Origin of the sequence: Bacteroides intestinalis (assembly GCF_003464595.1) — a bacterium.
Taxonomy (GTDB): domain Bacteria; phylum Bacteroidota; class Bacteroidia; order Bacteroidales; family Bacteroidaceae; genus Bacteroides; species Bacteroides intestinalis_A.
Map to the genome: position 1 here is coordinate 90722 of NZ_QRZF01000017.1, position 15854 is coordinate 106575.

At 44.3% G+C, this 15854-nt stretch carries 9 protein-coding genes; 5 read left to right on the top strand and 4 right to left on the bottom strand.

Annotated elements, in window-relative coordinates; genetic code table 11:
- The first annotated feature begins 342 nt into the window (after nucleotides 1–342).
- The 4 genes from DWW10_RS19540 (at nucleotide 343) to xylE (ending at nucleotide 5556) form a co-directional block, all read left to right on the top strand.
- Entirely contained in the window at nucleotides 343–1074 is a 732-nt protein-coding gene (locus DWW10_RS19540) for an NUDIX hydrolase (RefSeq protein WP_118422155.1), read from the top strand.
- Between the two features lie 44 nt (nucleotides 1075–1118).
- Nucleotides 1119–2609, top strand: a complete 1491-nt coding sequence (locus DWW10_RS19545; protein ID WP_007218455.1) for a xylulokinase — start codon at nucleotides 1119–1121, stop codon at nucleotides 2607–2609.
- A gap of 93 nt (nucleotides 2610–2702) precedes the next feature.
- Complete coding sequence (gene xylA, locus DWW10_RS19550) at nucleotides 2703–4019, top strand: xylose isomerase (protein WP_007214097.1); 1317 nt, start codon at nucleotides 2703–2705, stop codon at nucleotides 4017–4019.
- Nucleotides 4020–4104: 85 nt separating this feature from the next.
- Complete coding sequence (xylE, locus tag DWW10_RS19555) at nucleotides 4105–5556, top strand: D-xylose transporter XylE (RefSeq protein WP_118422138.1); 1452 nt, start codon at nucleotides 4105–4107, stop codon at nucleotides 5554–5556.
- 97 nt (nucleotides 5557–5653) lie between these two features.
- Here xylE and DWW10_RS19560 read toward each other — a convergent pair whose 3' ends face one another.
- Entirely contained in the window at nucleotides 5654–8929 is a 3276-nt protein-coding gene (locus DWW10_RS19560; RefSeq protein WP_118422139.1) for a TonB-dependent receptor, read from the bottom strand.
- A gap of 218 nt (nucleotides 8930–9147) precedes the next feature.
- Here DWW10_RS19560 and DWW10_RS19565 point away from each other — a divergent pair, with 218 nt between their 5' ends.
- Nucleotides 9148–10680, top strand: a complete 1533-nt coding sequence (locus tag DWW10_RS19565; RefSeq protein WP_007662724.1) for a carbon-nitrogen hydrolase family protein — start codon at nucleotides 9148–9150, stop codon at nucleotides 10678–10680.
- Between the two features lie 26 nt (nucleotides 10681–10706).
- On the opposite strand, the gene DWW10_RS19570 is transcribed toward DWW10_RS19565, so the two are convergent.
- The 3 genes from DWW10_RS19570 to DWW10_RS19580 all read right to left on the bottom strand — a co-directional run bounded on the left by DWW10_RS19570 (nucleotide 10707) and on the right by DWW10_RS19580 (nucleotide 15845).
- Nucleotides 10707–11408, bottom strand: a complete 702-nt coding sequence (locus tag DWW10_RS19570; protein ID WP_022392923.1) for an SIMPL domain-containing protein — start codon at nucleotides 11406–11408, stop codon at nucleotides 10707–10709.
- A gap of 95 nt (nucleotides 11409–11503) precedes the next feature.
- Nucleotides 11504–12766 (bottom strand): TolC family protein, encoded by a 1263-nt coding sequence (locus tag DWW10_RS19575; protein ID WP_118422156.1) that lies wholly within the window; start codon nucleotides 12764–12766, stop codon nucleotides 11504–11506.
- Nucleotides 12753–15845 (bottom strand): efflux RND transporter permease subunit, encoded by a 3093-nt coding sequence (locus tag DWW10_RS19580; protein ID WP_007218461.1) that lies wholly within the window; start codon nucleotides 15843–15845, stop codon nucleotides 12753–12755. The genes DWW10_RS19575 and DWW10_RS19580 overlap by 14 nt, the downstream gene beginning before the upstream one ends.
- Between the last annotated feature and the right edge of the window lie 9 nt (nucleotides 15846–15854).

Here is a 15854-nt window from a genome sequence, read left to right on the forward strand (position 1 = left end):
GAGTTTATTGGGAAGCAGAGGGATAGATGAGAAAAAAAATCTTTTTATAGCACTTCAACTAAAATACAATAAGAGGTACTTGTCTTTTTAATCTTCCGGTATACTAAAATCCTTAAAAATAAAGCACTTCACTCTTATTGTACTTCCTACAATTACCTGATTCTTCCGTTTATCAACAATACATATTGTACTTTCAACGATAAGACCATATTTTGATATTGTAAAATGTACGATATCTATCATATTGAAAAATAGTGCTTTATAACATAATAGAAATTAAGTTTTCTGCGCTTGTATATTCAAAAAACCTGTTTATATTTGCAGCGCTTAAACATGGATATTATGCAAAACATGGAACATAAAACCCCATTAGCGAACAATCATATATCAGTAGACTGTGTAGTGATTGGCTTTGACGGAGAACAATTAAAAGTTCTGTTGATAAAACGTGTAGGTGAGGAGCAAGGTGAAATTTTCCACGATATGAAGCTTCCCGGAAGCCTGATCTATATGGATGAAGATTTGGACGAAGCTGCCCAGCGTGTGTTGAACGAACTAACGGGTTTGAAGAACGTCAACCTGATGCAGTTCAAGGCATTTGGTTCTAAGAATAGGACGAAGGACCCGAAAGACATTCATTGGCTGGAACGGGCCATGGAATCGAGGGTGGAGCGTATCGTTACGATTGCTTACCTGTCACTGGTGAAGATAGACCGGGCATTGAGTAAGAATTTGGCTGATTTCGAAGCATATTGGGTGGCATTACAAGATATTAAAGCATTGGCTTTCGACCATAATCTGATTATTAAAGAAGCATTGGTGTATATCCGCCAGTACGTGGAAATTAATCCGTCAGCTTTGTTTGATCTGCTTCCCCGTAAGTTTACGGCATCACAACTGCGTACTTTATATGAATTGATATATGGCAAGCCTATTGATGTGCGGAACTTCCACAAGAAAATAGCAATGATGGAATACGTTGTTCCATTGGAGGAAAAACAACAGGGAGTTGCCCACCGTGCCGCACGCTATTATCGATTCGATAAGAAGATATATAATAAGGTAAGAAGATAAGTATTAATAAAATAATTCATAAATCAAAACTCATAATTAATACCATGTATTTATTAGGCTATGACATTGGAAGCTCGTCCGTAAAAGCGAGTCTGGTAAACGCCGAAACCGGCAAATGTGTATCTTCTGCTTTCTTCCCGAAGACAGAGGCGGCAATCATTGCAGTTAAACCGGGCTGGGCGGAACAAAATCCCGAAAGCTGGTGGGAAAATCTAAAACTTGCCACACAGGCTGTCATGAATGAATCGGGTGCAAACGCAGGTGAAATCAAGGCAATCGGTATCTCTTATCAGATGCATGGATTGGTATGTGTGGACAAAGACCAGAATGTACTGCGTCCTTCCATAATCTGGTGTGACTCGCGTGCTGTGCCTTACGGACAGAAAGCTTTCGAAACACTGGGAGAAGAGAAATGTCTCTCACATCTGTTGAACTCTCCGGGTAACTTCACTGCCTCTAAACTGGCGTGGATAAAGGAAAATGAACCGGCTATCTACGAACGGATTTATAAGATTATGTTGCCGGGTGATTACATCGCCATGAAGTTGAGCGGTGAAATCTGTACCACTGTTTCCGGACTTTCGGAAGGTATGTTCTGGGATTTCAAGAACAATCGTGTAGCCGACTTCCTGATGGATTATTATGGTTTCGATAACTCTCTGATTGCGGACATCAAACCCACATTCTCCGAACAAGGCCGTGTGAATGCTGCCGCAGCAAAAGAATTGGGATTAAAGGAAGGTACACCGATCACATATCGTGCAGGTGACCAACCGAATAACGCTCTTTCACTGAATGTATTCAATCCGGGAGAAATCGCCTCTACAGCAGGCACTTCGGGCGTTGTGTATGGTGTGAACGGTGAAGTGAACTATGATCCGAAATCACGCGTAAATACATTCGCTCACGTAAACCACACGGACGAACAAACCCGTCTGGGTGTGTTGCTTTGCATCAATGGTACGGGTATTCTTAATTCTTGGGTGAAACGTACGATTGCTCCCGAAGGCATCTCTTACAATGAAATGAATGTACTGGCATCACAAGCTCCTATCGGTAGTGCAGGTATCAGTATTCTGCCCTTCGGTAACGGTGCGGAACGTATGCTCGAAAACAAAGAGATCAACTGCTCTATCCGTGGCTTGAACTTCAATCTGCATGGCAAACAACACATTGTGCGTGCAGCTCAGGAAGGCATTGTATTCTCATTCAAGTATGGTATAGATATTATGGAAGGTATGGGCATTCCTGTACAGAAAATCCATGCAGGCCATGCAAATATGTTCCTTAGCTCCATCTTCCGCGATACGCTGGCAGGTGTGACGGGAGCTGTAATCGAACTGTACGATACGGATGGTTCGGTAGGTGCAGCCAAGGGAGCGGGTATCGGTGCAGGTATCTATAAGGATAATAACGAGGCATTCGCAACGCTGGAAAAACTGGATGTTATCGAGCCTAATCAGGCTAAGCGCCAGGAATATGCAGATGCTTATGCACGCTGGAAACATCGTTTGGAAAAATCAATGGCAAAATAATGCTAACTTAACTCTCCTCTGAAAACGAGGGGAATTAGAATAGTACAGTTAACAATCAAAACATAATTAACCCTTTAAAATTCAATTAAAATTATGGCAACAAAAGAGTATTTTCCCGGAATAGGAAAGATTAAATTCGAAGGTAAAGAGAGTATGAACCCGATGGCATATCGTTACTACGATGCTGAGAAGGTAATCATGGGTAAGAAGATGAAAGATTGGTTGAAGTTTGCTATGGCTTGGTGGCACACTCTCTGCGCAGAAGGTGGTGACCAATTCGGTGGCGGAACGAAACAATTCCCTTGGAATGGTGACTCTGACGCTTTGCAAGCAGCTAAAAATAAATTGGATGCAGGTTTCGAATTCATGCAGAAGATGGGTATCGAATACTATTGCTTCCACGATGTAGACCTGATTTCTGAAGGTGCAAGCATCGAAGAATACGAAGCTAACCTGAAAGCTATCGTAGCTTATGCAAAAGAAAAACAGGCTGAAACTGGTATCAAGTTGTTGTGGGGTACTGCTAACGTATTCGGTCATGCACGTTATATGAACGGTGCCGCTACCAATCCTGATTTCGACGTTGTAGCACGCGCTGCTGTTCAGATCAAGAACGCTATTGACGCTACTATCGAACTGGGTGGTTCAAACTATGTGTTCTGGGGCGGTCGCGAAGGTTACATGTCTTTGCTGAACACTGACCAGAAACGTGAAAAAGAACACCTTGCAAAGATGTTGACTATCGCTCGTGACTATGCACGTGCTCGTGGTTTCAAAGGTACTTTCCTGATTGAACCGAAACCGATGGAACCGACAAAACATCAGTATGACGTAGATACTGAAACTGTTATCGGTTTCCTGAAAGCTCACGGTTTGGATAAGGATTTCAAAGTAAACATCGAGGTTAACCACGCAACTTTGGCTGGCCATACTTTCGAACACGAACTGGCTGTAGCTGTTGATAACGGTATGTTGGGTTCTATAGATGCTAACCGTGGTGACTACCAGAACGGTTGGGATACTGACCAATTCCCTATCGATAACTACGAATTGACTCAGGCTATGATGCAGATCATCCGCAACGGTGGTTTGGGTAATGGCGGTACTAACTTCGACGCTAAGACTCGTCGTAACTCTACCGACCTGGAAGATATCTTCATCGCTCACATTGCAGGTATGGATGCTATGGCACGTGCTCTGGAAAGTGCAGCTAAATTACTGGAAGAATCTCCTTACAAGAAGATGTTGGCTGACCGTTACGCATCATTCGACGGTGGCAAGGGTAAGGAATTCGAAGAAGGCAAATTGTCTTTGGAAGATGTTGTAGCTTATGCGAAAGCTAATGGCGAACCGAAACAAACCAGCGGTAAGCAAGAATTGTATGAAGCAATCGTGAATATGTATTGCTAATATAATAAGGTGGTAGGGTGAGGGCACTCTACCACCTTATCTCTTTATCACTTTTTACTCATTTATCAACCTAATCTTTTTTATCATGAATGATGCTAACAATGGTAGTAAACTCTACCTGTATTCTATTACAACCGTTGCCATTCTGGGAGGCTTGCTGTTCGGTTACGATACGGCGGTAATCTCGGGCGCGGAGAAGGGCTTGGAAGCTTTCTTCCTGATGGCTACGGATTTCCAATATGACAAGGTGATGCACGGTATCACTTCTTCCAGCGCACTTATCGGTTGTGTGATCGGTGGTGCTCTTTCCGGTTTCTTCGCTTCCCGCCTGGGACGACGCAATTCGCTGAGACTGGCATCCGTGCTGTTCTTCCTGTCTGCATTGGGTTCTTACTATCCCGAATTTTTATTCTTCAACTACGGTGAGCCAAACATGGAATTGCTCATCGCATTCAATTTGTATCGCGTATTGGGCGGTATCGGTGTAGGTCTTGCCTCTGCCGTATGTCCGATGTACATCGCAGAAATTGCACCCTCTAACATTCGTGGAACGCTGGTATCTTGTAACCAGTTTGCCATTATCTTCGGTATGTTGGTGGTTTACTTCGTCAACTTCCTGATCATGGGCGACCACACGAATCCTATTATCGACAAGAGTGCTGAAGGTATATTGTCAGTGAATGCCGCTTCGGATATGTGGAGCGTGCAAACCGGATGGCGTTATATGTTCGGTTCGGAAGCATTCCCGGCTGCATTATTCGGCTTCCTTCTTTTCTTCGTACCGAAGACTCCGCGTTATCTGGTGTTGGTACATCAGGACGAAAAGGCATATTCTATTCTGGAGAAGGTGAATGGTGCAAACAAAGCAAAAGAAATTCTGGCAGAAATCAAGGCTACTTCCAAGGAAAAAACCGAGAAGTTGTTCTCTTATGGTGTGGCAGTTATTGTTATCGGTATCATGCTTTCCGTATTCCAGCAGGCTATTGGTATTAATGCAGTATTATACTATGCTCCGCGTATTTTCGAAAGTGCAGGTGCTGAAGGCGGTGGCATGATGCAAACTGTTATCATGGGTATTGTAAACATTGTATTTACGCTTGTAGCTATCTTTACTGTAGACCGTTTCGGACGCAAGCCGTTGCTGATTATCGGTTCTATCGGTATGGCAGTAGGTGCATTTGCAGTGGCAATGTGCGACAGCATGGGAATCAAGGGTATTCTTCCGGTATTTTCCGTAATTGTATACGCAGCATTCTTCATGATGTCATGGGGACCGATTTGCTGGGTATTGATTTCAGAAATCTTCCCGAATACCATTCGTGGTAAAGCTGTGGCCATTGCGGTAGCTTTCCAATGGATATTCAATTATATTGTATCGTCCACGTTCCCGGCACTGTACGACTTCAGTCCGATGTTCGCATACAGCTTGTATGGTATCATCTGCGTTGCAGCCGCCTTCTTTGTTTGGCGTTGGGTACCCGAAACGAAAGGCAAGACTCTGGAAGACATGAGTAAACTCTGGAGAAAAAACAAATAGAATTCTCTCTCCTTTAATATCTTATAAATGTAAAAAGGTGCAACCGGTATGTTTCGGTTGCACCTTTTCTTTTTTGATAAATATAAGTTCGGAATCTTTAATTGAATACGTATCGCAGACCGATCTGAAGCTTCCAACATTCGCTGTAATTCAAGTTTCGGGTGAAGCTTTCGGTAGGGTAATTACCGTCACTGTCTTTGTACATAGAGAAAATAGGAGTATTGCTCTCATCCTTACCCTTATAGGTCAGAATTCGTCCGCCATTAGCCCCGGACATGTTTTTCGTTACACCCCATTTGCTGTTCAGCAAGTTACCTATATTCAGGATATCCAGGCTGAGTTGCAGCGTATTCTTAGTTTTGCCAATCTTCACAAAGAAGTCGCGACTCCAACGGAAATCAAAGCGGTGTACCCAGGGAGCACGTGCCGAATAAGCTTCGGCATATTCGCCTTTATGCTTCTTCAGATAAGGATCTTGATTCACGAATTTCCAGAAAGCATCTGCATCTTCAGCACTCGTGAACTTGATTTCATCTTTAGTCTTCGGGATATAAATAAGATCATTGGTCACACCATCGCCATTCATATCATTAGAGTACATAAAACTGTAGCCACTGGATGAATATCCGCTATAAAAGAGGCTGAAATTCGAAGATGTTTTCTTATTCAAATGTACGCGCCAGTTAATGGAAGCAACTACACGATTGGGAGTGACATATTGCGAACGCATAAGTCCCGAGCTGTTCGGTCCGTTGATGGATGGAACGTTTGTCCAGGCGGAATTAGCATCCGAACCGGGCATACCACTGATTTCCTTTGATTCGGTATGAGTATAGGCTGCCATAATATTTACATTCTTGGCGGGTTCTGCCATTACGGTAATGTTACCTGTCCATCCCCAACCTTTAGAAGTGTTTGTTAATACATTCGCGCTACTAATATTCGTGTGTTGCAGGAAGTTTTCAGGATAGATGTAACGATCATCCGGTCCGTTAAAACGCGACCATTTGTCTTTATCCGGAGCCTGCACGTTGTAGTTGTATTGACGCACCGCATTGATATCCTTAGAGAACATTCCTTCCAGTGTAACCGTCAGCGGGAAAGATACAGGTAGCTGGTAATCCAAAGCTAATGAGGTTTTCCAGACTTGCGGCATCTTGAAGTCCGGATCGATGCCCACTATGGAGCTTGGCAATACACCTTCTTCCGGACTGATGGTGGTAGGAAGTCCCAATGTGGAAATCATTTGGTTTACATCCGCTATCATATTACCTTTCAGTAATTCCAAGCGGGGATCGCGACTGGTTACAACACCATCCTTATATCTGGTCGTAATACTTACCAGATTTTGAATCATACCCGAGTTGGTAGGCATATTGGTAAAGAACACCAGAGGAATACGTCCAGTGAAGAATCCTGATCCACCACGCACTTTTAATGTCTTATCATTGAATACATCCCAGGCGAAACCTACACGCGGTGAGAATTGCAGTTTGCTATCGGGCCATGCACCGGTATCAATATGCATACCATTGAAATCTAGATCGTAGATAGCCTGATTACGCATTATATCATTCAGGAAGCTGAGATTATCCATACGTATACCGGCAGTCAGTTTAAAATTATCGCGTATGTTCCATTCGTCTTGCAGATAAATGCCCAACTGGCCGAATTTCACATCCGCAGAAGGCTTGGTATTACCATTGTATCCATAAGCCAAGGCAAACGACTCAGGTGCAGCTCCGTTTTTGAAATCCTCGAAGCTGGAATAGCGATAATATCCGGTTCCGTTGCGCATGTATGAATTTCCGGCTTTTTGACGTTCGTAGCTGATGCCTGCCGTCAGTTTATGAGCTCCCAGATAATAGGTGAAGTTATCCACAATAGTCATAACCGTATTTTTCACCAGGTTGTTATAGGTGAACAACTCGTAACCGGCAGTCATGTAAGGTTCTAATATCTGATTACCGTTTTCGTAATATCCGGCCATAATATCAATGAAAGGGAAGGGGCTGGAGTTTGTACCGCGTTCATCCTTCATGTCACTGTATGTAAACAACAGTTGATTGGAAATATTGGAAGAGAAACGACTATTCAATTCGGCAGTAGCCGAGTTTACAATGTTCTGCAAAGAATAGCAAGAGTTTGCATAGGACATGGAATATGCTGAAACACGGTTGTATGCCAAACGATACCCGGTATTTCCCGAACTTCCATTGGGTGCTTCCCAGGTTTTGTTATTGGTAAAGTTATAGCGTACACTCAACTTATTTCCCTGATTGATATTCCAGTCAATACGTCCCAGCAATTTCAGGTTGGTGACATCGGCAGGGAAATCTGTGAACGAACCGGTATTGTATCCGTATTTGTCTTTCAGAATCTGTGAAAATTCCGCCAGATCAGCTTCCGTAGTTCGTGAAATCGTAGAGTTATTCGGGTCTTCTCCTTCTTTTGCCGCACGCCATGTAATTACTTGCTGCGGACTCATTTCATACTCTACATTTGCAAAGAAGAACAGCTTGTCTTTAATGATAGGACCGCCCAATGTAGCACCGTAAATAGTCTTGGACTCTTCGGCACGCACACCGAAATCAGTATCGCCAATTTTGTTACCGCGCATCACTTCATTGTTGAAGTACATATAAGCGCTACCTCTATAAGCGTTTGTACCCGATTTCGTAATGGCATTGATACCTGCACCGATAAAGTTTGCCTGACGCACGTCGTATGGGGCAATCACAACCTGTACTTCATCAATGGCATCCAGTGAAATCGGATTTCCACCGCCTGGCAAACCAGACGACAGGCCGAAGTTGTTATTCAGGTTCGCACCGTCTACCGTGAACGTATTGGAGCGTCCGTCACGGCCTCCAAAACTGTTTCCTGACGCATATGGAGAGATGCGGGTAAAGTCGCTGATACTGCGGTTAATGCTGGGCAATGTGGTGAGTTGTTCAGAAGAAATATTGGTAGTAGCTCCCGTCTTTTCAGCACTGAACTTTGACTTACTGGCCGTAATAGTGATTTCTCCCAATAATTCCGAAGCTTCGTGCAGGGTTACATTCAATGAATAAGTTTCACCCAGTTGCAGCTGGATGCCTGTATAGATTGCCGTCTGATAACCGATGTAAGATACCGTCACCTTGTAAGGACCACCGGAGCGCATACCTTGCAGACTGAAACGTCCGTCTACATTGGTAACAGTACCGTAACTGGTTCCGGAAGGTTCGTGTACGGCTACAACCGTAGCGCCGATGACAGATTCTTCGTCAGCCATCACTTTACCACTCATTCCGGCAGTAGTTACCTGTGCCTTGAGCATTCCTGTAAGGGAAAGCAAAAGCACAAACAGGAATAACATCTTTTTAGCCATGATTTTAAAAATTTAAGTAAGAAATAAACTGAAAGTTGTAGAAAACGATGCAAAAGTATAAAAAAAGCAAAATACTCTTATTCCTAGAGTGTTAAATCCTCATTTCTTTTTTATTGCAAAATCAGTCTCTCACAAAAATATGCATTCCGGGAGACAATGTATAAGTTTAAACCGTACCTTTGCAGCGGATTTAACTTTTGGTATAAAAAAGAGACATTATGGACTCATTGAAAATCAACAAAGTACAGTTGCGTAATTTACAGATAGAAGACTACGAGCAACTGGCGCAATCATTCACCCGTGTATATACGGATGGCAGCGATGTGTTTTGGACACACAAACAAATTGAAAAACTCATCCGAATTTTCCCCGAAGGACAGATTGTAACCGTGGTAGACGAAAAGATTGTCGGCTGCGCACTTTCCATCATTGTGAATTACGATGATGTGAAGAACGATCATACTTATGCACAGGTGACGGGTAAAGAAACCTTCAATACCCATAATCCTAAAGGCAATATATTATATGGTATTGAAGTCTTTATTCATCCCCAATACCGTGGACTTCGTCTGGCACGCCGTATGTACGAATACCGCAAGGAGCTTTGCGAAACTCTGAATCTGAAAGCTATTATGTTCGGTGGGCGTATTCCCAACTATTATAAATACTCGGATCAACTCCGCCCGAAAGAGTATATAGATAAGGTAAAGCAGAAAGAAATTTTCGACCCCGTATTGACCTTTCAGCTTTCCAATGATTTCCACGTACGCAAGGTGATGCGCAATTACCTGCCTAATGATGAAGAGTCCAAGCATTATGCTTGTCTGTTGCAATGGGATAACATTTACTATCAGGAACCTACGGAAGAATATATTGCACCGAAAACCACCGTGCGCGTAGGATTGGTGCAGTGGCAAATGCGTAGTTATCAAACGCTGGATGACCTGTTTGAACAGGTAGAATTCTTTGTGGATGCCGTATCCGATTATAAGAGTGACTTCATCCTTTTCCCCGAATACTTCAATGCCCCGCTGATGGCAAAATTCAATAATGAAGGGGAGTCACAGGCCATTCGCGGACTGGCGGCTTATACTGAGGAGATTAGAGAACGATTTGTAAAGTTGGCTATCAGTTACAATATCAATATCATTACGGGTAGCATGCCGCTTATTAAAGAAGATGGACTTTTGTATAATGTCGGTTTCCTTTGTCGTCGCGATGGTAGTTTTGAGATGTATGAGAAGTTGCACGTCACACCCGATGAAATAAAAAGCTGGGGATTAAGTGGCGGAAAGGCTTTGCAGACATTCGATACGGACTGTGCAAAAATCGGCGTACTGATTTGCTACGATGTGGAATTTCCGGAATTATCCCGTATCATGGCAGACCAGGGCATGCAGATTTTATTCGTTCCTTTCCTGACAGATACGCAAAATGCTTACTCACGTGTAAAGGTATGCGCCCATGCTCGTGCCATTGAAAATGAATGTTTCGTTGTCATTGCCGGTAGTGTAGGTAATCTTCCGCGTGTGCACAATATGGATATTCAGTATGCACAGTCAGGTGTATTTACTCCCTGCGACTTTGCATTCCCGACGGATGGCAAGCGTGCAGAAGCCACACCGAATACAGAAATGATACTGGTATCCGATGTGGATCTGGATTTATTGAATGAATTGCATACTTACGGCAGTGTGCGCAATCTGAAAGACAGAAGAAGTGACTTGTATGAGGTAAGGATGAAGAAATAGAGTCTTTCGTTGCTCTCCGTACGATTCTACTTTATCTCGAACCTCACCAGCATCGAATAATTCAGTTTTATCGTACGGAAAGCATCATAAGCTTCTGCCTGTGATGAACTTACATTGCTCTGGGCTGCAAAATACCGGGAATAACCTGCACTTTCCTGCGGTTCGACAATGCGAATGACATCTCCCAGGCGTTTACCTAATGCTTCCACCAAATATTCAGCTTTCTTTCGTGCAGCTTTCAGTGCCTCTATCTTGCCTTGTTGCCGATAGACCTGCATATCCTTGTTTTTCAGTTCTCCGATACGCATGTAGTTGATACCTTTCGTGTCGATAACCTTTAGAATCTCATCTATCTGACTAAAATCGGTCAATGTAATATCAAACCGTTTGGATACCAGGAATTCAAGTCCGCGTTCACGCCAATAGTCACCTACTTCTTGTGTACGGATGGCGTCTTCCGGAATCCCGATTTTTCGCAAGGCAGCCCTCAAATTTCGCTCTATTCCGGTCAGTGGTACTTTGGTCCGATAATTCTCCGGTTTGGACTTTCCGTCAAATTCCTCTTCCCAATATTCTTTAATCTCGATAAGATAATGAATCTCGTCGGGCACAAGGGTTATTTCCGAAGTTCCGGTAACCTCAATATACTTCGCATTATCACTGTCTTGACTGAATGCAGTGCTGCACACCAATAGAAATACGGCAAATAATAAAAATCTAGTTTTCATAATAGTATGTTCTTTAGAGGATTATGTTTGCAATGATACGAAAAATGAGGATATTGTAAAAGTTTACATACCCTCATTTTTATATTATCAACAATTTATCCCTTTATATCCCAAATTCCGCAGCTGCGTTCCAGCTCGACGAGTGCCGCATTATAATTAAACAGCGTTTCTATATATTGCGCCTGAACTTCATCATACGTCCGTTGTGCATTCAGTATTTCCAACAGAGAAACTTCGCCCCGGTTATAACTGTATATTTTACCTTCAAGCACATCCTGCGCCTGTTTCAGGATTCCACCTTCGTAATGTTTCACTTGAAGTGCCTGCGATTGGAATTGCTGATAGGCTCCCATAACTTCCCGTTGTACCTGCAAGCACATTTGCTCATATTGCAATTCTGCCTGGCGGGCACGGAAACGGGCAGCATTGACCGCACCGCTGTTCAGAGAAGAGAAGTTTAAAGGAATCGCAATCCCCGCACTGACTCCATTGAATGCCGGGGCAGGTGCTTCTTCATTGCGCACACGCTTGTTATGGCTCCATCCTAATGAAAACTCCACATCTGGACGCTTTTCACGCTTAGCCAGAATCAGTTCACGGCGTGCAACCTCCGTATTCTTCAAAGCTGCCAGCAAATCAGAACGATGTTCTATAGCTCCCTCAATCAATCCGTTCAGCACAAATACCTGTTCCGGCTTTTTCAGTTCTTCCACCGGATGAAACAGCGTATCTGTAACTGTGGTTCCGACAAAGAGGGACAGTTGCATATATGCCTGCTTTAAGTCCGTCTCAGCTTGCAGCACCTCATTATACATGATATCCGCTTCCAGCCTGCTTTGTATCGCTTCCACCTCCATGATCTTGCCGGATGCCAGACGAATACTATCGGATTTCGCCAGGTCGTACATATTGCTCCATGCACTTCTCTTGATGTCACTGAGTTGTTTTTGCTTCATTACTTCCAGATAAGCAATGGTGGCGTCCGCCTGTAAATTCCGGAAATAATCATCCAGCACAATCTCCGCCAGTTCATTTTGGCTGCGTGCCAACTTGATGCCGGCCGTACGTCTTCCTAAAGTTACGTTCTGCGAAAGTTCCAGTTCATAGCTTTGCCCCATTTGCAAAGTATGGTCTTCATTGTTGGAATAAGTAAAAGAGAGCGACGGATCATCAAATACTTTGGCAGCTATCACATCTGCATGTGCGGCGCTGACATTCATTTTCTCCGCTGCATATTCCAGATTGTCGGCACTTACTTTATGCATATACTGCTTATAAGTAATCGGTTCTACAGTTTGTGCCTGCACTGAACAGGCACAAACAATAAGGGTAAACAACGCAATATTATATCTTTTCATTTTCATCCTTTTTATCTTCCTTTTTTTCCATCATATAATATAAAGTGGGGAGAATATACAGTGTCACCACAGTAGCAAACAGCAATCCGTATACAATAACCGTTGCCAGCGGACGCTGTACATCGGAACCAATTCCCGTACTCAGGGATGCCGGAAGCAAACCCAGCACAGCAACGGTAGCCGTCATCAGAATGGGACGGAAACGATGGCGCACACCGGTAACCACAGCATCGCGCAAGTCGCGCCCCCGTTCGCGCAAATTATTGATATGCGAAATCATAATCACTCCATTCTGAATAGCTACACCAATCAGTGCGATGAAGCCTACGGCAGAAGATACATTCAGCGTCATTCCCCGTACATTCAGTGCAAGCATACCTCCGAAGAGTGCCAGCGGAATGATACACATCAATAAAGCCGCTTGCCGGAATTTGCCGAGGGCGGCAAACAATAACAGTAACATAATGCCCAATGCCAACGGAACTACCACGCCCAAACGATTGTATGCACGATGCTGGTTTTCAAACTGTCCCGCCCATTTCAGGTGAAAATCTTCGTGATTGTATTTCACCTGGTCATCAATCATCCTGTTCGCTTTCTGCAAGAAAGAAGTCAGGTCGATACCACGCAGATTGACGCGGATTGTAAGATGCCGCTTATTCATCTCGCGTGAAATGGTGCTTGCTCCTGTGGTCAGTTTGATCTCCGCAACCTGGCTCAATGGTATCTTGGCGCCTGTGCCCGAAGTCAGCATCAGGTTTCCGATGCGTTCCGGTGTATTGCGCGTCTCTTCGCTGAAACGGCAGATGACGTCATACGACTTACTACCCACAAAGATTTGCGAAATAGCCTTACCGCCAATGGCAAGTTCTATCAGATCGGCCACGTCCGAGACATTCAATCCGTATTGGGCAATACGGTCACGATCTGCTATAATCTGAAGTTGGGGAAGGGGAGGTTCCTGGTCTACGGCAACATCCGTCGCGCCCGGAATCTGCTTGATGACATTGACAACTTTATCGGCAATATGACGCGTTTCCGTGATATCTTCCCCGTATATCTTCAGTGCAAGATCACTGTGCGCACCTGCTATCTGGTCCATCACCATGTCAATAATCGGCTGGGAGAAACCTACCGAATATCCCGGCATGGTCATGAGTGTATCATTCATCGCTTCAATCAGCTTGGCTTTATTGCGTCCTGTAGTCCAGCTATCGTAAGGTTTCAATCCTACACCACACTCGATGTGCGAAAGGGAAAAGGCTTCTGCACCTTCATCGTCACGTCCCACTTGTGTCATTACGTACGACACTTCCGGAAACTGCCCCAATTTATTCCTTAATTCAGCTCCCATCTCTTTGGAACGCTCGATGGAGATACCCGGAGGCAATTGTACCTGAATCCAGATAGCCCCTTCGTCCAATGGAGGAAGGAAATCTTTTCCCACCGTGTAGCTCAAAACACCTGCTAAAACCAGGATTCCCGCTAATACTCCCAATACGGCTTTCGGGCAGTCAATTACACGAACCACTTGTGCGTGATACAGCATCTGCAATTTTTCCAACCAACGGTTATGATATACTTTCCGAGGCTTACGGTAAGCCATATATGCCAGTCCCGGAATTAGAAACAATGCTACACACAGAGCGCCTATCAGTGCATATCCCACTGTATATGCCATCGGTGTAAACAATTTCTTCTCGATATGTTCGAAGGCAAACAGGGGCAAATAAGCGGTTATAATAATAAGGATAGAGAAGAAGATAGGGCGGGCGACTTCCGTTGTACGCCGTAAGATGGAATCTTCTTCCAATACTTCATCGGGATGCCGTTCACGCTTCTTCAGAATCGTTTCCATCATCACGATAGAGCCGTCTACCAGGATACCGAAGTCAATGGCTCCCAATGAAAGCAGGTTGGCAGGTATATCCGTCACGTGCATCAGGATAAAAGCTATCAGTAGCGATAGGGGAATAGTGACGGCAACGAGCAATGCACCCCGCCAGCTTCCTAAAAAGAGAATCAGTACCAATATCACCAGGATCATACCCATAAACAGTGTATGCGAAACTGTGTGTAAGGTCATATCCACCAGGTTCGTGCGATCCATAAAAGGATGGATGTGTGTGCCTTTGGGCAGTACTTCGTTATTCAGTTCGTCAATAGCGGCATGTACTCCTTCGAGCACTTGTGAGGGATTCTGGCCACGCAACATTTGCACAATGCCTTCTACGCCGTCAGAAAAATTACGTTTGCCATCATAAAAGCCCAGTACACCCTTGCGCTCCAGGCTACCATATTTCAACTTTCCGATATCATCCAGATACACAGGTACTCCATTATCCGTTTTGATAACGATGCGTCCTAAGTCCTTCAAATCCTTCACCAGACCGATACCGCGAATCACGTAACTCAGATCACCCCGGCTCAACATACTTCCTCCGGCGTTCACATTGTTCATTTCAACTTTTTCGGTCACGTCAGAAAGGGAAATGTCGTACTCTTCCATCTTACGTGGATTCAGTTCGATCTGATACTGGGTAGTGATGCCACCGTAGTTGCTTACATCGGCTACGCCTGTCACTTGTTTCAACCGGGGAATAATCACCCATTTATGCAAATCGGTGATCTCACGCAGGTCCAGATTATCGCTTTCAATGACGTAGCGGAATATCTCTCCGGTAGGCGAGGTCAGGGGATTCAGCCCCGGTACGGCACCATAAGGTAATTCTACATCTACCAAGCGCTCCTGCACACGCTGGCGTGCCCAGTAGTCATCAATTCCGTCATCAAACACCAGTACCACGGTGCTCAGTCCGAAGGTGTTTTTGCTTCGCATCACGTTCAGTCCTGGCAGACCGTTTACGGCCCGTTCAATGGGAATTGTGATTTGCTGTTCTATCTCTTCGGCAGCCAGTCCCGGCACTTGTGTCACAATCTGTACGGTGGTATCCGCAATATCCGGATAAGCATCTATTGCCAGTCTTGTCCATGAATAGTAACCCACCACGGCAATGAAGGCAAACAATACGAACATCAGTCCTCGACGATGTATCGCCAGAAAAATCAACTTCTTCATATTATGTAA